The organism is Alteromonas sp. Cnat2-8 (assembly GCF_022348355.1).
Lineage (GTDB): Bacteria > Pseudomonadota > Gammaproteobacteria > Enterobacterales > Alteromonadaceae > Alteromonas > Alteromonas macleodii.
Genome location: NZ_JAKREX010000004.1, coordinates 132,181 through 152,679, shown reverse-complemented (window position 1 = coordinate 152,679; position 20,499 = coordinate 132,181). Strand labels below are relative to the sequence as shown.

Genomic DNA, 20,499 nt, shown 5'->3' with positions numbered 1-20,499 from the left:
TAGGATTTTAAATGAAACGAACTCAGCTTGCCGCCGCCGTTCTGTTGGCAACAGGAAGTGTTTCGGCATTCGCCGCGACCTATTCAGTGACGCCTCTTCCTTTACAGGATACCGCTAGAAACAATTTTGCTCGTTCGATTGATAACTCAGGCAAAATGTTGTCTGTCGTTCAACTGGAGTTCAATCCACCAATCGACGCAGAGCAGCTTGAAGAAGACACGACTTTTTTTGACCAGTTCGGTGAGAGTCTAGAAAACGAAGATGACGCACGCCAGGGTGTTTTTACAGACATAGACTACACCACGGTAGTAAACTATCTTCTATCGAACCCAAATCTTACAACGGGACAGAAGCTAGCGTCGTATAGAACCTATGCAACCGACACTCAAGATATATCATTAGTACCAGGTCTTGATGAAGTTACAGACAAATTTGATGACTATACGCGATCTGTTGAATCGACTGGTCGTGACAGCTTGAACGGTAACTTTATTGTCGGTGATTCTTCGGGACTGGTTGTTCTAGACCCATATGAGAACGAAGATGGCGATACATTAAACTACACGTATCCAGAGTCAGCACAACAAGCCTTTGTTCAAGCATCTGGAGAGACTAAAGTACTTCCAGCTGTTGATGACACTGTAGGAGGGTTCTCTTCAGCTCGAGCAATAAACGCAAACTTACAGGTTGCAGGTTTCAGTACTGTTAGTTTCCGCGATGATGTTGCCGATGCTGTTGAAACGTGTACAGACGATGAGTCTCGTGGTGACACATCTGAAGGTCGCTGCCTGTTTACTATTTATAATGGCGATTTTGCTGTTCCACGTATTTCTAGCTACTTCATTAATTCATCTACAAATTACTTACCGAGCTTCGTATTGCTGTCTGAGGTTAACGCTACCATTTGGCAGATCGATGTCAACGGCGATGTAATCAGCACCGATACCTACCCGTTATTATTTGAACCTGATGAAGACGATACACGCCACTATTTCACGTATGCCTATGACATAAATAACCAAGGTATCGCAGTCGGTGAAGGCCTTACTGGAGATCGCATTACGATAACGCGCCCAAATACATCAGGCAGGACTGAAAGTGAACGAGTTGCAACGGTTTTCATAGACGGTGAAACCATTGAACTTCTTCCACGCGAAGAAAATATCATTAGCCAAGCTATCGCAATTAATGATGAAAATTGGGTGACGGGTGCAGTGCTTCGTTCACAAAGCGATATCGCACGTTCTCGTTTGTTTGTATACAACCTTGATACCCAAGAACAGCATTACCCTGATGGCTTCTTCGTGAGTGCTGGTGTGACTGCGAATGCCATTAACAATAATAATATCGTAGTGGGTAAGGCAGACGTGGATGCAACGAGTGATACGCTTCGCGATACAGCGGCATTTATGTACAACATTGATACTGAAGAGTTTACTAACTTAAATGATTTAGTTTCTTGTGATAACCCATATGAGCTAATTGAAGCAGTAGATATCAACGATGATAATGAGATCATTGCGAATGCGAGAATTAAAGCTACGAACAAGTATGTAACGGGTAACGATATAATTAATTCAGACGGTGAAACAGAAGAAATCGACTCCGTAGTGGCGGTTAAACTGTCTCCGTTATCGAATGGTTCCATAGATGAATGTGAAATTCCTGAGGACGAACAGCCCTATGAGCGAAAAGGAGCTGCAACAGGTTTACTCGCATTTTTTGGTCTATTTGCTGCAGTATTTATGCGTAGACGTTTAAAGAAATAGCTGACCATTTGGACAATATGTAATCAATATTAAAAGAGCCACCTATGCGTGGCTTTTTTTATGCCTAAAAAACGTAAAAAAAGACATATTTATGCATAAAAAATGTAACATAAATTTCATAGAAACTTCATTTATTTAAATTTTGTCAAGCCCTTTTATTTTTTATTTTTCTTGAACCATTTAGTTAATTGCACTATCACAGTATTGTACGCAATCACTTTTCCGGCACTATCAACCGAAATGATGTAGAGCGCTCGAGAAAATGATTTGTTGTACTTTCAACAAACAAAAGAGGCTAATCAATGAAAAGACAAAAAAGAGATAAACTGACACGCGCCCATTCGAAAGGCTATCAAGCTGGCATTAGCGGTCGTTCAAAGGAAAATTGTCCATTTCAGCAAAACGATGCACGTTCACAGTGGTTAGGTGGATGGCGCGAGGCAGTAGAAGACAGACACTTAGGTTTAAGTGTTAAGTAACACTTCTCTTTTATGAACTGATTATGCAAAAAGGAAAGCCCCTGAAAAGGGGCTTTTTTGTTGGTCAACGTTAGTTGACCTTATAGCTCTATAAAGGCAGTTTAGAAGTTTGAGGTATCTTGGAACAAGCCAACTTTCAAATCTTTCGCTACGTAAATCTCACGGCCATCAACTTCTACTGAACCATCTGCCATACCCATGAAGAGTTTACGCTTTATCACGCGCTTCATCGTGATCTTATACGTTACCTTCTTAGCGGTTGGAAGGATTTGACCGGTAAATTTAACTTCACCTACACCTAAAGCTCGGCCTTTACCAGGGCCGCCGCTCCAACCTAAGAAGAAACCAACTAACTGCCACATCGCGTCTAGGCCTAGGCATCCCGGCATTACCGGATCACCTGGGAAGTGACAATCAAAAAACCATAAATCGGGGGTAATATCTAATTCAGCGATAATTTCGCCTTTCCCATGCTCACCGCCATCTTCTGTAATTGAAACTACGCGGTCCATCATTAACATGTTAGGTGCGGGAAGTTGACTGTTACCTGGGCCAAACATTTCACCACGGCTACACGCCAATAAATCTTCTTTGTTAAAACTATTTTTCTTCTCTGACATTCCCAACTCGTTGCTGTTATTAAAGTGACGCTGCTAATTTAGCGAACAGTTGTACGCCAAACAACTCTGAACAGTCATTTTTCTGAAGAAAAACGCATGCTAATATAGGTTTAGCAACTTTGGCTTGTACAAACATCGTTCTACACGTGTGATTTTTGTACGACTTCTAAATACAAGCTCTACAGTAACGTAACATTGTGTGAAAACTATGACAGAACAAACAACGAAAAAAAGCATTAAAAAGAGTGCCGCAGATAGAGCTAAAGCCAACGCTGATAAACAACGAAGGTTCAGAGAAAGGCAAAAAGACGCAGGTAAGAAACTTGTAAGAGGCTATGTTAGCCCCGAAGCAAAGGCATGTTATGACGAAATACGCGACAAGACTGGCTGGACTGACAGTGAAGCCATGTCAAATGCCATGCGGCTTATGTACGCAGCTTACAAATGTGGACAAATTAAACTACTGAATGAATGGCTTCGCAAAAATAACCGTTAGCCGGTTTATTTAATTTTTGTTTTCAGCCATGCACGACTCGGACTATTTTGCATGGTGTGGCGTTTAACAATGCGATGCGCTTCTTTAACCACATCATCTCGCTCGCGATAGTCCCATAAGCGCTTTGCCGTGATGCGATTATTCTCTGTTATATCAACGAGCGGTTCCACGTAGTCGCGTTCAACGTCAAAATCTAACATTTGCGCTTCTAGGGGCGGCAATAGGTGAGGGGCGTGAACAGCTTCACTGGGTAATTTAGCAAGTTCTGGCACCCACTTCTTGATGAATACACCTTCAGGATCTAATTTTGAAGATTGTGTTGCAGGATTGTATAAGCGCACGGTGTGAATGCCGGTTACGCTAGCCTGCATCTGTATTTGGGGGTAATGAATACCTGGCTCAAAATCTAAGAACTGTGTTGCCAAATAATGCGCTGCCTTTAGCCAGTGTACATTTAGGTGATGACACAGAAAACTGGTTACCATGGCACGCATTCGAAAGTTTAAGTACCCTGTATACTTAAGTGCTCGCATGCAGGCATCTACCAACGGATAGCCGGTCAATCCCATTGTCCAAAGGTAAAAGCGACGCTCGGCTTCTGGACCATCTATAAACGGAAAGTTTTCGTATCCACTATTCATTGGTCGCCATTCAATACTGTGTTCGCTCTCAAATTTTTGAATAAAATGGCAGTGCCAATGTAACCGAGACGTTAAAGCGGCTAGGGCGCGACTCCATTGTTTTCTATCAGAATTCGGCAGTAACTTTTTCGTCTGCTTTTGATGTTGAACGCTTTGGTAAACTTGCTTAATTGATAGATTGCCCCATGCCAAGTAGGGACTTAAACGAGAACATGCCCGTCTTGCATATTCCGGCTTAGAAATATGTTGATGGTAGTATTGTCCTCTAGCATCGAAAAAATCTTTTAATACTTGCCAAGCACGCCTTTCACCGCCTGGCTGCATCTTGTTTAATTTTTTTAACTTGTCTAAAACATCCTGCCGATAATAATTCGCTTTCTCGGTACTATGAGTGCCGGTTTGACTAGTAATATGAAAATCAAACAGACCAAGCTCATCTAAATTTTTGCAAGCAGTATTGATGTTGTTGTGCTGGGCCCAGTCGACCCAATTAACGCTGTTTATATCAATATCATAGGTTTTCGTTGTAAAGTGACGATCCCAGTTTTGCTGCCATTGCTCACGGTGAGGCAAACCACGCATCACTGCGCCATACTGGGACTCAATATGGTTTATTTTCTTTTTCTTCAAATAGTTACTTACTGAAATATCACGGTTATGCGTAACGCTCAACCCTATTTCTTGGTAACTCCTAACCGCTGAAATGGCGTAGTGCTGGGCAATAAGTTCGAGCGCATCAATAACTTCACAGTGTAAGGTCAGTAAACGGGCGTCTGAAGGCAACTGGGCGTTAATGTCGTCGATACTTTGCTGGATAAATTGCCAATGACGTATGTCCATATGCGGGTCGGCTATAAGGGAAGGTTCCCAACAAAAAAGCGGAAGAATGTTTTCGTTTTTTTCAACTGCACGGTAGAGAGGCTCGTGGTCTCGAAGACGAAGGTCACGTTTAAACCATATGACAGTGACAGATTGTTTAGAATGTACTGGAACCATACGACGAACTAACTAACTACAACCACTTTTCACGAAATTGGCCGTCCGAATCATAAATCTCAGTCTGCTTTTGAAGGTTGAACTGTCTGTGGCCGCGAGGGTCGCTTCCAACACCAGCTAAGTAAAGCCAATTGCCCCAATTACTCCCCACATCGTAATCGATTAATTGATGCTCAAACCACGCTGCACCGTATCGCCAGTCCTGCCTTAGTTCGTGAACAAAACAGCTCGCAACCAGTTGCCTGCCTCGGTTTGACATATAGCCAGTTTCAGCGAGTTGTCGCATGCAAGCATCGACTATCGGGTAACCAGTTTTTCCTTCGCACCATAACGCAAAGGTTTCCGGACAATGCTGTGTCGACGGCTTTTTACCCTGGATACCGCTAAAACGAAACCAATTGGCCCCGTATTTACACTGTAACCAATGAAAAAATTCGCGCCAAAGTAATTCAAAGTATATCCAATAAGTGGAATCGTTTTTTTCAACGGTTGCTTCAAACTGTTGAACTTGCCGAATGACTTCCCGTGCAGACAGCGACCCGTTCGCTAACCAGGCCGAAAGCTTGGTACTGTCTTGCCAAGTATCTAAAGCGTTCCTTGTGTCTTTGTACGTTGCTGCAGCTTTCCAATCGAAGAGATAAGTATTTAAATGCGTCAGCGCTGCTGTTTCACCTCCAACAAACGATGATTGAGACGGGCTTGGTAAATCAGTATCAATGGCGAATAAAAAAGACTCATCTAATTGCGGTGTAAAAGGGCTTGGTAAGCTTTCCATGGGTGGATGGACAGATAATGGCTTACAGTGCTTTTCCACTTTTCTGCGAAACGGACTAAAAACGTCGGGCATCTCTTCGATGTTGAAAGGAAGGGTTTGAGCATCAAATAAGCCAAACGTCGGAGTTTCTATTACTGTTACCGAATCGAAAAAGCGCTTTACTGTATTTAATTGTGCTCTCTCATCAAAACCACAGTGCTCGCTTACCCCAAGGTGAGAATATTGTCCGGACTTCATCAATTGAACTAAACACTCAGCAGGGTCGCCTTTGACAATGAGCAAATCATGTCCGAGCTTAGCTAATTGCCGTTTTAAATCCACAAGTGTTTGAAACAGGAATGTGTGCCTATGTTTCCCCATAGGCGCAAAACCATATGTCGTAGGTGTAAACGCTTTATCATCAAGAATATAAAGAAAAGTAACCTGCTGAACTGCTTCACACAGCGCAGAAATAGCAGCATTATCGTGAAGTCTAAGGTCATGTCGAAACCAATATAAACCTCGTTGATTGTTGTTCGTACGTTTTGATTGTTGGTGGTGATTTATCATACTAATTTTGAGTACTTTTTTACTATTTCTACGGATCCTGAATCCGAGTTTTATCGTAGTACATGCAATACGAATAATATTAAGATTTGGCGCAATGCCTGAGGAAAAAAAGTGACCGTTCCCGTTAGTATAATGTGGTTCAGACAAGACCTTCGTGTAAAAGACAATCCGGCCTTAAACGCTGCCTGTGATATGGGAAAAATAGTACCCATCTACATATATGATGACACTGCACCTAATGGCAGAGAGCCTGGGGGGGCAAGTAAATGGTGGCTGCATCATTCACTCTCGTCGCTCAATAAACGCTTGAACGGACATTTACAAATATTTAAGGGTGACCCACAGACACTTATTCCAAAGTTAATGAAGTCATTTAACGCTAAAGGTATCTTTTGGAATCGGTGCTATGAGCCATGGCAAATAAACCGCGATAAAACGATCAAGAAAACCTTAATCGAGCATGATTATGAAGCCCATAGCTGTAACGGCAGCTTACTATGGGAGCCAATGAAAGTATTGAAGAAAGACGGTACACCGTATCGCGTATTTACACCCTACTACAAGAAGGGCTGCCTGCAGGTTGAAGAGCCTCGTTATCCCAAAGCACCACCCGCACGTATTACTTATGCGGATGTCGACAACGACAGCGATGGATTAACATCGCTAGATTTACTCCCTTCCATCAACTGGGATGCAACCATTGAAAAAGAGTGGTCACCAGGCGAAGACGGCGCCGCTGATAGTTTAGCTGACTTTATTGAAAATTCAGCACGTAAATACAAAGACGGCAGAGACATACCGTCAGCCAATGGGACATCGCGTTTGTCGCCGCATTTACACTTTGGTGAAGTGTCTCCAAATCAAGTTTGGTACGCGATAAAAGACAAGTTTGGAAATAGTGAAGACAAAAGCATTGAAACCTACTTGAGTGAGTTAGGTTGGCGCGAGTTCAGCTATTATTTGCTGTTCCATTTTCCTACTTTGCCTAATAAGAACTTCAACGAAAAGTTCGATAAGTTTCCTTGGCGCACAGATGCGAAAGCGCTCAAAGCGTGGCAAAAGGGAAATACAGGCATTCCTATCGTAGACGCTGGCATGCGCGAACTGTGGCAAACGGGCTACATGCATAATCGAGTTCGCATGATTGTGGGCTCGTTTTTAGTGAAAAATCTATTACTCAGTTGGCATGAAGGCGAGCGATGGTTTTGGGATACATTGTTGGATGCCGACCTTGCGAGTAACAGTGCAAGTTGGCAATGGGTTGCGGGTTCTGGCGCTGATGCTGCGCCTTACTTCAGGATATTTAACCCAATACTACAGGGCGAAAAATTTGATAAAAAGGGCAACTATGTGCGTAAGTATTGCCCTGAATTGAAAAAGCTGTCAGACAAGTATATCCATAAGCCATGGGAAGCCCCTTCGGCGATATTGAAAGATGCAGGTATAGAACTTGGTAAGGAATACCCAAAACCTATTGTTGATTTAAAAGCATCGCGTCAACGCGCGCTAGACGCATTCCAAACATTAAAAGAGTAGGGTATGGCAGCACTCATTTTAGTTTTAGGCGATCAGCTTACCGAGACGTTGCCAGCGATTGCTAACGCAGTAAAAAGCAAAGACACAATTTTGATGGCGGAAGTACGTGAAGAAGCCACCTACGTTAAGCACCATAAGAAGAAGATAGCGTTTTTGTTTAGCGCAATGCGTCATTTTGCCAAAGCGTTGCGAGAAGACAATTTTAACGTTAACTATGTTCATTATAGCGACAAAAACAATCAGGGCGATTTGCTCGCTCAGGTTAAGCATGAACTTAACGGAAATGATTTTGACGAAGTAAAGGTGACTATGCCCGGAGAGTACCGCTTACTCAAAAGCATGGAGCAATGGGAAAACGTGCTTGGCATACCCGTTAGTATATGTGATGACAATCGCTTTTTATCGTCCCCACATGAATTTACGGACTGGGCTGAAGGCAAGAAACAACTTCGAATGGAGTTTTTTTACCGTGAGATGCGTCGCAAACACAACGTGCTCATGGAAGGAAAAAATCCCATTGGCGGTAAGTGGAATTACGATGCCCAGAATCGCGAAGCAATGCCTGAAACCCAGAGAGTACCGAAGCATTCTACGTTTGAGATTGATGACATTACTTCGAAAGTTATCGAGCTCGTAAAAAGCGAGTTTAGCGATCATTTTGGCGATATCAATAACTTCCACTTTGCGGTAACTCGAAAAGACGCACTCAGCGTATTGAATACTTTTATAGAAGAAAGATTACCTAACTTTGGTCAGTATCAAGACGCCATGGTGGAAGGCAAGCCTTGGCTTTACCATTCACATATCGCGTTTTATTTGAACTGCGGTTTATTGACGCCAAAAGAAGCCATTCATGCAGCCGAGCAAGCTTACCATGCAGGGCAAGTTCCACTGAATTCTGCTGAAGGGTTCATTCGCCAGATTCTGGGCTGGCGGGAGTATGTCAGAGGGTTCTACTGGCACTTTATGCCAAATCTAAAAACTGATAACTACTTCAATAACAGCCGCGCATTGCCCTCGTTCTTTTGGGACGCCCAGACGAATATGAACTGCATGCGCCAGTGTATTAAAGAAACGCAGCAGAACGCTTATGCCCACCACATACAAAGATTGATGGTTATTGGTAATTTTAGTCTTTTAACTGAACTTAGCCCTGAGGAAGTGCAGGCATGGTATCTGTTAGTGTATGCCGACGCATATGAATGGGTTGAACTTCCTAATGTTGCGGGCATGATTTTGTACAGCGATGGAGGTAACCTAGCAAGTAAGCCGTACGTCGCAAGCGGAAGCTACATCAACAAGATGAGCAATTACTGCAAAAATTGCGGATACCAAGTTTCTAAAAAGACCGGACCAAAAGCGTGCCCGTTTAACTACTTATACTGGCACTTTATTGACAAACACAAGGAAAAATTGAGCAACAATCACCGCATGGCCATGATCTATAAAACCTACGGGCGAATGAAAGAAGAAAATATCGAAACTATGAAGCAAGATGCCTCAACATTCCTGACTAAGCTAACGAAAAATGAAGAAGTCTGATTTACCCACCAAAATTTGTCCGGTTTGTCAGAGACCATTTACTTGGCGCAAAAAATGGGAAAAGAACTGGGAAAATGTACGTTATTGCTCAAAACGTTGCGCTTCATCAAAAAAATCAAAACATCAAGAGCCTTGCTGACACAAAGCGAAAGCGCAGGTAATGAATTCATACCGTGAAAAATATTAACCCTTACCAAGACGACAAAGTAACAATGCATTAACAAGTGTGACAAATGTAACCTTAATTGATTGCGCCACATAACAAACTTAGGATTGCATTATATTGATTTAGAGAAGTAGTAATGTCACTTTCTACAAAAGATGCAATCTTACACAACCCATTGCTCGGCACTTTTTTTAAGCAAGCTTTCTTATCGCTCATAGGGCTTGTTGCTTTAACGACTGCAAGTCTAGTCGATGGCATCTTTATAGGACAATATGTCGGTGCATCTGGGTTAGCCGCAGTTTCATTACTATTACCCTACATCACCTTTCTGGTCGCTCTCTCGTTAATGCTAGCCATTGGGGGAAGCGTATCGATTGGTACTTTTATGGGGAAGGGCGACACAAAATCTGCCAGTGCGCTATTTACACAAATAATCGTTGTTGCTGTAACGCTTAATATTATGTTGGCAGTGCTAAGCTTCGTTGCAGAGCCTTTTCTATTCTGGCTTCTACACATTCCGTCCGATGTCGTACCGTTGACTAGAGAGTATTTGTCAGTAATCCGATGGGTCTTCATTTTTCAATTTTCTACGATGGTGTTTTACTATCTTGTCCGTGCAGACGGTTACACCAAGCTTGCAACTATTGCATTAGCATTGGGTGCAGTGACAAATATTTTACTCGACGCATTATTAGTGGCGTACTTGGGATACGGTATTAAAGGCGCAGCTTATGCAACGGCTGCTGCTCAAATTGTGCAGCTCTCTGTACTACTTCTTTATTTTGGTGACAAAAATCGTGCAATAACCTTTTCGACGTTTAATAAGCCATGGCGTCGTGTATTCAGAGCGGTGAAAAATGGATTATCTGAGTTTACTAATGAAATTTCTGTGGGTGTTCTTTTTCTTGTAATTAACACTCTGCTCGTTATCAATTCTGGCAGCATTGGCGTTGCGGCATACAGTGTAGTTAACTACTTTATCTTTTTAAGTATTATGCTTAGTTTCGGTATAGCAGATGCGCTTCACCTGCTCGTCAGCTACAACCGCGGAGCGAGCCACACGTCACGTGTCAATGCTTTCCTGCTTATAGCGCTAACTACAGCATTCATAGCAGGGCTAATATTGACGGTTTGTTTACTGTGGTTTAATCATGTTTTTGTGGCGCTTTTTATCGAGCCTTCCCAACAACAAGCTACTAAATACGCGCACACCATCATTTTATATGTTTGGCCACTGTTTCTTGTAAATGGCTGTAACGTACTGCTCAGTGTATTTTTGACTGCAATTGAAAAACCATTACATTCCGCTGTCATAGCGTTAGGTAGAAGCATTTTATTCCCTGTTAGTTTCCTAGTATTGCTATTTCACTTCACGCCATCACCCCTGGCTAATGAAGGCAACGACATCAACATTTCTTTCCTCGTTGCGCTGCCTGCGGCTGAATGGGTGACCTTTTTACTCGCAGTGGTTTTGGTTTATAAACATTACTACCTAAAAAATACCCACATGTAACAAATGTAAAATTCATTGCTAATGAGAACCATTCTCACTAGATTGACCCGGTAATTTGCTCATCTTAAAAGGGTCTGTACATGACTTCAGTAGCTAAGAAACAAGCTAATATCGCGTCGTTTCAAGCGTTTTTTAATGCTTATATTAAAGAAATCGATTCCGGTGTTTGGCACACAAAAGAAGACTGGGTAATTCGGACAGGAATACAGTTACAACCAAACGACAACTATGCCGTAGAGCTATATTTAACCTCTACTAATACTCGACTTTCAATATCAGCATCCTACCGCTCTACAGTAGGTCGTCATGCATTCACAGCAGTTTTCAAGCAACTCCCCAATAGTTTTCAATGGGAAGAAGTATCATTAATGAACGCTATTTTGTTGCTTATTGACGAAATATACAGTGGTAGCAAAGAGAGCCATGAACCAAATGATGCAGTCGACGAGCAGAGTTTAGAGCTTTACGCCAGAACAATCGAAAGCCATCAGATTATGGCGCTTTACTTAGAAAACCGTGCTGGCGATCCCGATCTCGCAAGTAATAAGTTTATTGATTCTGAACAAGCTATACTTTTTGGTCATTGGTTACACCCCACGCCAAAGTCAAGACAGGGCATGCACCGATGGCAGCATGAACTTTTTACCCCGGAGCTAAAAGGCCAATTTAGACTGCATTATTTTGCTGCCAAGCAGGATATCACTCTTTCTAATAGTGCTGAGTCAATTTCAGCCTTTGAGATACTAGAAGAAATTGTTTTAAGCGATGGCAAAGATTCTACAAAAACACTTATCGAAAAACTTCGAAAAGACAATTTAAAGCTGCTGGCTCTGCATCCGCTTCAAGCGGATTGGTTGTGCGCTAAGCCTCACATTCAGGATCTGATCAACAAAGGTGAGTTGATTCAATTGGGCGAATTAGGGCCTCTATTTACACCTACGTCTTCCGTCAGAACGTTGTATAACGCCGAGCTTAATTACATGGTTAAGCTATCGATACCAGTAAAAGTAACGAATTCGTTGCGAAAGAACATGCACCATGAGTTAGAGGCCGGAGTAACACTTTGTCGACTGCTTCAACGATGCGGCTTTTCAAGGCTTTATCCTAAATTCAAGTTCATCGACGACCCGGCTTATATTTCATTGAACGCTGGCGCCTCAAAAGAAAGTGGGTTTGAGTTGATACTCAGAAAAAATCCATTTAACTCAAAAAATGAAATCACAGGGCTTGGCGGAACGCAATCTATAGCCGCCTTGGTACAAGAGCCACTTGCACCAGGAACTTACTCGCGACTTGCCAAAATAATCCAAATGTTAGCCCAGAAAGAAGGCGAGGAATGTGCTGATGTCGCGCTAACTTGGTTTGATAATTACCTAGACTGTGCAATTGAGCCAGCAATCAGACTTTTTGACCAGTGTGGTATAGCGTTAGAGGCGCACCAGCAAAATTCGCTTCTGGATTTAAGCGAAGGTTACCCAACTGCTTACTATTATCGTGATAACCAAGGGTTTTATTTATCAAAAGAAAGACAGCAAATTCTTGAGACTATGGAACCGCGACTCGCTCAGTGCGATGACCTGTTCTACGGTGAACAAATGATAATTAATCGCTTCACATACTACTTATTCTTTAATCAATTATTCGCTGTCATCAATCGCCTAGGTGCCGATCAACTTGTTCAAGAAGGTACGCTACTTCAAAAAGTGTACACCAGGCTAAATTCCATTCTTCCCACTTTAGGTTCGTTGGGCACAGCATTCGTCACATCGGTATTGGGGCGAGAAAAACTGCCTTTCAAGGCCAATCTTCTGACTCGCGTTGAAGACGTGGATGAGTTAGAAGCCGAAGACGAGCTAGCTGTTTATGTCTGGGTAACCAACCCGTTTAAAAGCGTTGCGGTTCGAAGTGACACGCCATCGCTCGTTTGTAAACAAGCGAGTGAATTAGAAGAGGTGATTGCTGATGCTTGCTAGTTGCACTTTAGACACTACCGAAGAGCATCTCAGCGTGCCTACAGGAACAAGGGGAAAAGTATCGTGTAAAAACGAGAAACGCGTTGTCCGACAATTAATTGAAGCGCTTATCTTCGAAGGCTTAATTGATTTCTGTTTTGAAGATGGACTTTTCACATTTCAAGTGGGCGACAATTTTGTAACAGCTAATGGTAAACAGACGCTTTTCAGTCGGGTTCGTCTAGATGCCAATTCTATTAAGATAAACGGTGACCCTCTTACGTTATCTGACGCAGCGAAGATTATCCATACGCTTCCTTGCAGCAAAGAAAGACAAAATAAGCTAGTCGAAGAGTTAAAACATACACTGTTACTTTGCCGCTGGAATCAACAAAACCTGCTACAACTCTCAAGTAGACGAGCACTGAGCTATATTCGCTTAGAATCTGCTCTGATTGAGGGCCACCCGTACCATCCATGCTTTAAATCAAGAAGTGGCTTTAGCATTGAAGACCACGAAAAATATGGGCCTGAAGCCAGCAATACGTTTAAGCTTCATTGGCTTGCTGTAAAGCGTGAATACTTGTCCGTAAATTTCAACGGTGAAGTAGAGCAAAGTTTTTGGAAAAGAGAGCTAGGCCAATCTACCTATAAAAATCTGTCTGACAGCTTACGTAAACACGGCGGGGATAACCTACGTTACTGTTTTTTACCGGTTCATCCGTGGCAATATGACAAGCTAAAGCCTTCTCTTGAAAAACCGTTATCAAACGGTGACGTATATTCTCTAGGCTTAGCTGGAGACGATTATCAAGCCAGTATTTCATTAAGAACCTTGCTCAATACAAGTAACGTTAACAAAGCGAGCGTCAAACTGCCGCTCAATATCGTCAACACGTCCTCTTTGCGTACTATTGAACCGCATTCAGTTTGTACTGCGCCACATATCTCAAAATGGTTGACTAACCTAATAGCCGAAGATGAGTGGTTACAAAGCCGTGATGCGCTAACTATACAAAGTGAATACGCGGGCATTTCGCTGAAGCAATCAGCGGATAGTGGAGAAAATGTCAGTTGGGCTGATGATTTATCCCCAAGCCTTAGTGTTATCTTTCGCGATGCCAGTGTGCTGAACGAACCGAATTATCAAACTGTACCATTCGCCGTACTTGCAAGTACTGAAGTTGACGGAAAGCCTTTCGTGGCGCACTGGATTGAGAAACATGGAGTAGAAAAATGGCTAGAAGCGCTTTTTAACACGGTTGTTCTTCCCGTCTGGCATTTATTGATTCATCACGGTATAGCCATTGAGGCACATGCTCAGAATACGTCCGTTGTACTGAAAGATGGATTACCTGTGAAAGTCATTCTGCGGGACTTTCACGAAAGTTTAGAGTTCGTGCCTGACTTTCTTGCGAACAAAAGTAACGTACCAGAATTCGATAAGATTAATCCAGAGTATGTTAACGCACCTGCCAATCTTTATTACTGGATGGAAGACGTCGAAGCCTTGCGAGAGCTATTTGTCGATACCGTGTTCGTCTATAACCTAACCGAGCTGTCGTTTCTTTTCTCTGAGCAGAACTATTGTGATGAGAACACTTTTTGGTCAAAGGTATGTAGTGTCTTACGTTCCTACAACGATAGTGGTGTGACGCCACATAGCCGAATTAACCGTCTCAATATATTTGAAACACAGGTTATTACTGAGTCGCTTTTGAAGAAAAAACTCTACGCAAGCAATGCGCATGAAGAGTTCCACCATACCATTACAAACCCTTTAGTAAAATTTGCCAAAGATACCTGCGGAGAATCGTATGCTTAGTATTGACGATAATGTCCTCTCAGCCCAAGACATCAGCTCGAAATTTAAAATATTTTCAAACGCACCCTATCTGAGCTCAAAAAAGGGTAGTGTGGCTGTGTGCATAGAAAGCGTCAGCGACTGGCTTTCACTGTGTTTTTACGCGAAGGAAGCGGGCCTTACCGTGATGCCAATTCATGCCAGTACGCCAGAAAAACTAGCGAAAAAATACGCGGAAAATGCCGGTTGCTATGCCCTCATTTACCAAACTCTAAACAATGTAATTATATTCCCTAAAAACGAAAAGCCTGATAATACTCCAGGATTAATTCAAATGAGTTCTGGAACCACTGGTGCACCAAAGAGCATAAAACGGTCTTGGCGTAGTATCGATCAAGAGGTGTCTGCTTATGTTGCACATTTCAGTGCACCCAATTCAATGACTCCGGTGATTGCTTGCCCTGTTACTCATTCTTACGGGCTCATATGCGGTATATTCGTTGGCCTTGCCAGAGGCAAGCATCCCAGAATTTTTACCAGTATAAATCCTAAACATTTGCTAAAAGCATTGCTCAAACTTGAGCAACCATTACTGTATTCGTCACCGTTAATGATAGATACCGTATGTATGCTATGGCCCAAGACAAGCAAACTTCACGCGGTAATGACCTCTGGCACACTCATGTCAGGACCTGTCTTTGAGCGAGCCAAATCAAAAGTGGAACATTTTTATCAGCAGTATGGATGTTCTGAGGCCGGGTGCGTTGCAATAAGTAAAACCTTTGAAAGCACAAATGTAATAGGCGAAGTCCTTCCTCACCTTAGCGTTAAAGCAGGCAGCAGCCAAAGCGCTCCCAGTGAAATAGTTATCAAAATTAAACAACCGCTTGATGGACAATCGGCCGAAATTTATACCAATGATCTCGGCTATTTTGAAGACAAAGATGGTGTGCACCAACTGTGCTTCGTTGCGCGCCAAGACGATACCATTATTGTATCGGGGCTTAATGTGTACCCCAAAGACGTGGAAGACGTTGTGCTTAGTCACCCTGACATTGACGATGCCGTTTTATTTAAAGTACAGGACAGAAGTACAGGCTATCGAGCTTATCTTCAATTTTGCGCGCCACATCGTTATTCGAATGAAGATAAGGTCGCATTGCGAAGTTGGTGCCACAAGCAACTAGCCACATATCAGGTGCCGTTCGATTTCATACAGGTTGATGCGATCAAGCGCTTACCCAATGGCAAAGTAAATCGCAACGAAATTGCAAAAAATTTCCAGTTAGAAGCAGAAACAACAGCAGCTACAGCCTAGAGTGCGTTATGAATTCAGAGTCCTTAATAAACACAATTGAACACGTGCTGGCACATGACATGGATTGCAAGCACATGCAAAAATTTTCTCCACGAGCTCGTTTAAACGAAGATCTCTATATTGATTCAGTGTTGCTTATGCAGTTGCTTATCCATTTAGAGTTGAATCACGATATTGAAATACCGGAAAGTGCAATATCTCAGGAGGATGTTAATACTGTCGAGAGCCTTGCTCACTTCATTTTATCTTATCAGCAAACCAACAACATTGAGGTAAGTGATAGTGTAGATGAAGTGCCGTTCGAAGACATTAAAGTCCACTGTTTTGTAAGCTGTTTGTGTGAATGTATAAAAGCATCCCCCAAAGTCGATCATCGTCCTTTTTATTTTGGTGTGTGGGACGCGGAGGTAGTCGTCAATGAAGACCACATGCTCGCCTATCACGACGAATCTATTAGCCACGACTTTTTTATTCAATGGTATAAGGAAATTTATGGCGTAGAGGTTACCTCTTGGTATAACAATGAACAGACGAAAGCTCAGAACATTGCCAATTTGGAAAGGTTGCTCAATGACGCAACGCCTTCCCAGAACATCATGGTAATGCTAGATATGTACTTATTACCTGAGCGAGAAAATAAGTTTAACCAGAATCCTTTCCCTCACTATGTAATGCTGAAGAAGACGGAAGATACGGAACGGTGGCTTATGTTGGACCCAGACTTCAGGTGGGAAGGAGAGGTTAAGCGTAAGGATGTTCTCAACGCTATTTCATCACCACATGTTGCGGGGGGCTACGTATTTGATAGTAATCAAATAACTCATTCTTCTCTGCAAGCTATTTCCAGTTACTTCAATGCTACATTTTTCCCTGAACACAACGTGTTAACGGATGCTATCCGGAAAGTCATTGTAGCTCATCAACAAAAACCTGCTGATAGAGCATTGCTGGGTAATGCCCTTAAGCAAATCCCCGTTCTTGCAATTAGGAAATACGCCTATGAACATGGCTTTGCTTTTTTCTGGAGAGATATTGGATTTCCAGAAGTAACATTCGAGCTCTGGTGTGATGAAATAGAAAAGCTGGTTTCTACATACAAAGCAATACAATACCGAGCGATCAAGCTCTCTGAATTAGCTAAAGAGAATCAAGACACATTGCCGTTGTTTGATGAACTTTTCACATTACTCAATGAGCAAGATACCACGGAAAGAAAAATTAAATGTAAGCTTCAAACTGTGTACCAAGACTGGCTAGTTTTTCACAACCTTCAAGATAAAAAAGCTAACAATACCGTGGGCGTAGAAAACTTGGAGGCCGCCGTATGAATCTTTCAGTATGCACTATCACTTTTAGGCACCAACTTATCTCAATCGCTGAAATTGCAAAATGGTCTGTGGCAAATGGTTTTCAGGGGATCGAATTATGGGGTGCACATGCTACGAATTTAGAAGACCAACCCGAGTATGGGAAAGAGTGGCTCTCAAGCTACGCGTTGAAAACATCCATGCTAAGCGATTATTTGCCACTTTTTGAAGGGAACGACGCTTTGTATTTTAAGGTTCATCGCCTTTGTCGTTTGGCTAAACACTGGGGGGCAACCAAGATTCGCACATTTGCTGGCAACGAAGGCAGCGCAGCCATACCTGAAGACCGAAAAAACCTGCTTTTCGAGCGGTTACAACTTGTCTGTGATTGGCTTAGCGACTATGGGCTTAACTTAGTTATCGAAACACACCCTAACACTTACGCTGACTCGGTGGGTTCTACCATTGAATTGTTTGAAAAAGTTAACAAAGACAATTTGCAACTAAATTACGATGTGTTGCATGTATGGGAATCTGGCGCTGACATTATTTCCTCTTGTGAACAACTCGCTCCATATATAAATCATTTTCACTTTAAAAACATAAGTAGCAGAAAACACTTAAGTGTGTTTGCTCCAGACAATGTGTATGCCGCAGCAGGCTCGCGAGAAGGCATGGTTCCCATTTTCGACGGTGCGGTAGATTATCAAGGGTTTATTGAATATCTGTACTCGAAACCATCTCTGCGAAATATTGACTCTTCACTCGAGTGGTTTGGGAACAATTGCAAGAATATCCTCAGTCAGGACAGATATAAATTACAGAAAATGAGCCAGGCCGCGACTACCGCTCAAGCCATTTAAGTATAACTGCAGAAATATATACAAAAGGACTTGTCGATATGTTTTCGATTTCAAATATTCTCGCTTTACAAGCCATTTTCTGGGGATGTACAGCGCTTTATTTTTCGTCGGATCACCAAAGAACGTTCACTCAATCAATGCCAAAGGCTTTAGGCAACACGCTTTTTGTTGCCACTATCGTGCTGGCGGCCTTTCTTCTAGGAATGCAATACAACGCTTGGGCAATGATCTTTTCTACGATTACCATGATTATTTTTAATTTAGCGCTAGTGACGTTTACGGGTGCACACGAAAATCGTCCCTTAAGGCTACTTACATATGGAACAGGCGTTAACGTTGTACTAGCGCTCATAGGAGGGGTTTATGTGGCGTAAAACCTATCTGTCCTTTCTAATTGGATTACTACTTAGCACAAGCATCGTTTTGAATCTTAACCATTTTTTACCATTCGATGTAGATGTCAAATTGCTGGTGGGTTACATACTTGGTTTTTTGATTTGGGCGGGGTTAATGAGTTACTTTTTCTGTTTCGAAAAGACTAAAAAGCCAGCGCTTCAATGCCTTTCCGTTTTGACTTTTTCACTTGTGCTTAATGTACTAATTAAATTAGGAGTAGTTGCATGAAAGCCAGCGTGATTCGTTCAGCCTTGGAAGGTCACGGATGGATAGGGCTATTTATTTCCATTCCTCTATTCATCGTTTTTTGGGCAGGCTCTCTTACTTTGTTTTACCCGGAAATCAAAGCATGGTCTGTTCTACCTCATACAGAATATCGTTCAGTCTCGGACCAGCTGCCACTTAACAACATATTGGACACAGTGTTTTCAGAATATGATGTGAATACGCAACAAAGAATGTTTGTAGTCCTTCCAACTGAAACAATGCCACTATACGAGCTTCATCTTCCAGTAAATGAAACCCCGTCGGCTAAAAATGCACTGACTTCAATTTATGTTGATCCGGTTAATGGAGAAACGGTAGCGTCTATAGACAGTTTTCACTTAGCTGATTTTCTCTATGGCCTCCATATTGACCTGAATTTGCCACTGGGTGACCACATTGTCGGTATTGTGACCCTGTTTTTTACCGTTGTCATTTTCACTGGGCTAGTCGTTCAGTTCAAAAAGCTGATCACGCACTTTTTCTACTATCGAGGTGGCAGCACTACTCTTCGATATCAACTTACAGACATGCATAACGTAGTAGGGGTCATGAGCTTACCCTATACATTCATGTACGCTCTTACCGGTCTAATGTTTAATTTAGGTTTGATTTCTCAGATTGTGACACTCTTGTTTATCTACGATGGAGACAGGACTGCGCTACTAAACGATACAGGGTTTCCAAGAGTAACCGAATCTTACACTGGCATTGAAAGAGAAATGCCAGACCTGAATACCCTTATAACTTCGTGGGAAGAGAAAGAGAATGCAAAAGCTTCCTCCCTCAGGCTTACAAACTATGGTGATGAAAACGCGCTAATTCGTATTATTGGGCAACATAGATCGAACTTTTCGCAACGGATAGATATGACCTACCGTGTGCGTGAAAATGAATTTTCAGCAGATTTAAATCCCGCTGAAAGAAATGCCTTCGCCGATGGGACACGTTTTCTTTACGCACTGCATTTTGGGCACTTCGCAGGCGTCGATATAAGAATTGTTTTTTTCATACTCGGGCTGGGTGTATGCGGCTTAATTGTTGTTGGCAATATGTTGTGGCTTACTAAGTTTCAAAATAATCGCAGTATTTCTAGTCGCTTTAAACACAGCATATTTGCACTTACATTAGGTGGATGTGCTGGCATCGTGCCGGCGACAGCGTTTGCGTTTTTACTCGAGAGAGTGCTTGGTACAGATTTAAACAACAGGTCGTTTATTGTTGAAACTGCTTTCTTTGCGGTCTATGCCATATCGATCATAGGTGCGTTTTTCACTAAGCATGTACATTTAGCGATAAGCCGAACAGCACTGGCAAGCGGTCTCATTCTTGCACTTTTATCCCTTATTGAGGCACTTGGCCATAACCAAGCAATAATCCAATTTCTAAATAATGGCTACACCGGGCCTTTTTCAATTTCCTTCGTCTCTTTTGCTTTTGCCTGCCTGTTATTTTGGTTGGGTATAAAGTTTTCTGAGAAAGATGAAAAGAGCAAAGAATAGCAACATCAAAC

General features: G+C 42.4%; 17 protein-coding genes. 14 read left to right on the top strand and 3 right to left on the bottom strand.

Annotation, left to right across the window (positions count from 1 at the left end; all coding sequences use genetic code 11):
• The first annotated feature begins 11 nt into the window (after positions 1–11).
• Positions 12–1,769, top strand: coding sequence for a DUF3466 family protein (locus MHN00_RS11605; protein WP_239301216.1), 1,758 nt, complete (start codon positions 12–14; stop codon positions 1,767–1,769).
• A 302-nt stretch (positions 1,770–2,071) separates the two neighbouring features.
• Positions 2,072–2,248, top strand: coding sequence for a ribosome modulation factor (gene rmf / locus MHN00_RS11600; RefSeq protein ID WP_014949558.1), 177 nt, complete (start codon positions 2,072–2,074; stop codon positions 2,246–2,248).
• Positions 2,249–2,349: 101 nt separating this feature from the next.
• Here rmf and fabA read toward each other — a convergent pair whose 3' ends face one another.
• Positions 2,350–2,868 carry a bifunctional 3-hydroxydecanoyl-ACP dehydratase/trans-2-decenoyl-ACP isomerase gene (gene fabA / locus MHN00_RS11595; RefSeq protein ID WP_014949559.1) on the bottom strand — a complete coding sequence of 173 codons (519 nt, stop codon included), beginning with the start codon at positions 2,866–2,868 and terminating at the stop codon, positions 2,350–2,352.
• Between the two features lie 208 nt (positions 2,869–3,076).
• Between fabA and MHN00_RS11590 the strand changes: the two genes are divergently transcribed.
• A complete protein-coding gene (locus tag MHN00_RS11590; protein WP_014976601.1) occupies positions 3,077–3,364 on the top strand; it encodes a hypothetical protein in 288 nt (95 codons plus the stop codon).
• A 5-nt stretch (positions 3,365–3,369) separates the two neighbouring features.
• Here the strand turns inward: MHN00_RS11590 and MHN00_RS11585 are convergent, their stop codons facing one another.
• Both MHN00_RS11585 and MHN00_RS11580 read right to left on the bottom strand, forming a co-directional pair.
• Positions 3,370–5,001, bottom strand: coding sequence for an FAD-binding domain-containing protein (locus MHN00_RS11585; RefSeq protein ID WP_239301214.1), 1,632 nt, complete (start codon positions 4,999–5,001; stop codon positions 3,370–3,372).
• Between the two features lie 16 nt (positions 5,002–5,017).
• Positions 5,018–6,325 carry a DASH family cryptochrome gene (locus MHN00_RS11580; protein ID WP_239301212.1) on the bottom strand — a complete coding sequence of 436 codons (1,308 nt, stop codon included), beginning with the start codon at positions 6,323–6,325 and terminating at the stop codon, positions 5,018–5,020.
• A gap of 111 nt (positions 6,326–6,436) precedes the next feature.
• On the opposite strand from MHN00_RS11580, the gene MHN00_RS11575 reads away from it, so the two are divergent.
• The 11 genes from MHN00_RS11575 (at position 6,437) to MHN00_RS11525 (ending at position 20,488) form a co-directional block, all read left to right on the top strand.
• Positions 6,437–7,861 (top strand): deoxyribodipyrimidine photo-lyase, encoded by a 1,425-nt coding sequence (locus MHN00_RS11575; protein WP_239301210.1) that lies wholly within the window; start codon positions 6,437–6,439, stop codon positions 7,859–7,861.
• A 3-nt stretch (positions 7,862–7,864) separates the two neighbouring features.
• On the top strand, positions 7,865–9,403 hold the full coding sequence (locus MHN00_RS11570) for a cryptochrome/photolyase family protein (protein WP_101564666.1): 1,539 nt from the start codon (positions 7,865–7,867) through the stop codon (positions 9,401–9,403).
• A complete protein-coding gene (locus tag MHN00_RS11565; protein ID WP_014949565.1) occupies positions 9,390–9,542 on the top strand; it encodes a DUF2256 domain-containing protein in 153 nt (50 codons plus the stop codon). Before MHN00_RS11570 ends, MHN00_RS11565 begins: the two co-directional genes overlap by 14 nt.
• 163 nt (positions 9,543–9,705) lie before the next feature.
• Positions 9,706–11,082 carry an MATE family efflux transporter gene (locus tag MHN00_RS11560; protein WP_101564667.1) on the top strand — a complete coding sequence of 459 codons (1,377 nt, stop codon included), beginning with the start codon at positions 9,706–9,708 and terminating at the stop codon, positions 11,080–11,082.
• An 80-nt stretch (positions 11,083–11,162) separates the two neighbouring features.
• The gene (locus tag MHN00_RS11555; RefSeq protein WP_239301208.1) at positions 11,163–13,055 is read left to right on the top strand and encodes an IucA/IucC family protein; all 1,893 of its coding nucleotides are present in this window, start codon (positions 11,163–11,165) and stop codon (positions 13,053–13,055) included.
• Positions 13,045–14,859, top strand: coding sequence for an IucA/IucC family protein (locus MHN00_RS11550; protein WP_110289125.1), 1,815 nt, complete (start codon positions 13,045–13,047; stop codon positions 14,857–14,859). The genes MHN00_RS11555 and MHN00_RS11550 overlap by 11 nt, the downstream gene beginning before the upstream one ends.
• Positions 14,852–16,156, top strand: a complete 1,305-nt coding sequence (locus tag MHN00_RS11545) for an AMP-binding protein (RefSeq protein ID WP_239301207.1) — start codon at positions 14,852–14,854, stop codon at positions 16,154–16,156. Before MHN00_RS11550 ends, MHN00_RS11545 begins: the two co-directional genes overlap by 8 nt.
• 74 nt (positions 16,157–16,230) lie before the next feature.
• Positions 16,231–17,484 (top strand): DUF6005 family protein, encoded by a 1,254-nt coding sequence (locus MHN00_RS11540; protein ID WP_239301206.1) that lies wholly within the window; start codon positions 16,231–16,233, stop codon positions 17,482–17,484.
• Positions 17,481–18,326, top strand: coding sequence for a sugar phosphate isomerase/epimerase family protein (locus tag MHN00_RS11535; RefSeq protein ID WP_239301205.1), 846 nt, complete (start codon positions 17,481–17,483; stop codon positions 18,324–18,326). The genes MHN00_RS11540 and MHN00_RS11535 overlap by 4 nt, the downstream gene beginning before the upstream one ends.
• 38 nt (positions 18,327–18,364) lie before the next feature.
• On the top strand, positions 18,365–18,700 hold the full coding sequence (locus MHN00_RS11530; RefSeq protein WP_239301204.1) for a hypothetical protein: 336 nt from the start codon (positions 18,365–18,367) through the stop codon (positions 18,698–18,700).
• A 246-nt stretch (positions 18,701–18,946) separates the two neighbouring features.
• Positions 18,947–20,488: a PepSY-associated TM helix domain-containing protein gene (locus tag MHN00_RS11525; protein ID WP_039227684.1), complete on the top strand. Its 1,542-nt coding sequence runs from the start codon at positions 18,947–18,949 to the stop codon at positions 20,486–20,488.
• The last annotated feature ends 11 nt before the right edge of the window (positions 20,489–20,499 follow it).

Bases quoted from the DNA above. Each gene is read 5' to 3' on its own strand.
- MHN00_RS11590 (WP_014976601.1), top strand. From the start codon at position 3,077: ATGACAGAACAAACAACGAAAAAAAGCATTAAAAAGAGTGCCGCAGAT.
- MHN00_RS11550 (WP_110289125.1), top strand. From the start codon at position 13,045: ATGCTTGCTAGTTGCACTTTAGACACTACCGAAGAGCATCTCAGCGTG.
- MHN00_RS11535 (WP_239301205.1), top strand. From the start codon at position 17,481: ATGAATCTTTCAGTATGCACTATCACTTTTAGGCACCAACTTATCTCA.
- MHN00_RS11580 (WP_239301212.1), bottom strand. From the start codon at position 6,325: ATGATAAATCACCACCAACAATCAAAACGTACGAACAACAATCAACGA.
- MHN00_RS11605 (WP_239301216.1), top strand. From the start codon at position 12: ATGAAACGAACTCAGCTTGCCGCCGCCGTTCTGTTGGCAACAGGAAGT.
- MHN00_RS11570 (WP_101564666.1), top strand. From the start codon at position 7,865: ATGGCAGCACTCATTTTAGTTTTAGGCGATCAGCTTACCGAGACGTTG.
- MHN00_RS11540 (WP_239301206.1), top strand. From the start codon at position 16,231: ATGCAAAAATTTTCTCCACGAGCTCGTTTAAACGAAGATCTCTATATT.
- MHN00_RS11585 (WP_239301214.1), bottom strand. From the start codon at position 5,001: ATGGTTCCAGTACATTCTAAACAATCTGTCACTGTCATATGGTTTAAA.
- MHN00_RS11545 (WP_239301207.1), top strand. From the start codon at position 14,852: ATGCTTAGTATTGACGATAATGTCCTCTCAGCCCAAGACATCAGCTCG.
- MHN00_RS11530 (WP_239301204.1), top strand. From the start codon at position 18,365: ATGTTTTCGATTTCAAATATTCTCGCTTTACAAGCCATTTTCTGGGGA.
- MHN00_RS11560 (WP_101564667.1), top strand. From the start codon at position 9,706: ATGTCACTTTCTACAAAAGATGCAATCTTACACAACCCATTGCTCGGC.
- MHN00_RS11525 (WP_039227684.1), top strand. From the start codon at position 18,947: ATGAAAGCCAGCGTGATTCGTTCAGCCTTGGAAGGTCACGGATGGATA.
- fabA (WP_014949559.1), bottom strand. From the start codon at position 2,868: ATGTCAGAGAAGAAAAATAGTTTTAACAAAGAAGATTTATTGGCGTGT.
- MHN00_RS11565 (WP_014949565.1), top strand. From the start codon at position 9,390: ATGAAGAAGTCTGATTTACCCACCAAAATTTGTCCGGTTTGTCAGAGA.
- MHN00_RS11555 (WP_239301208.1), top strand. From the start codon at position 11,163: ATGACTTCAGTAGCTAAGAAACAAGCTAATATCGCGTCGTTTCAAGCG.
- rmf (WP_014949558.1), top strand. From the start codon at position 2,072: ATGAAAAGACAAAAAAGAGATAAACTGACACGCGCCCATTCGAAAGGC.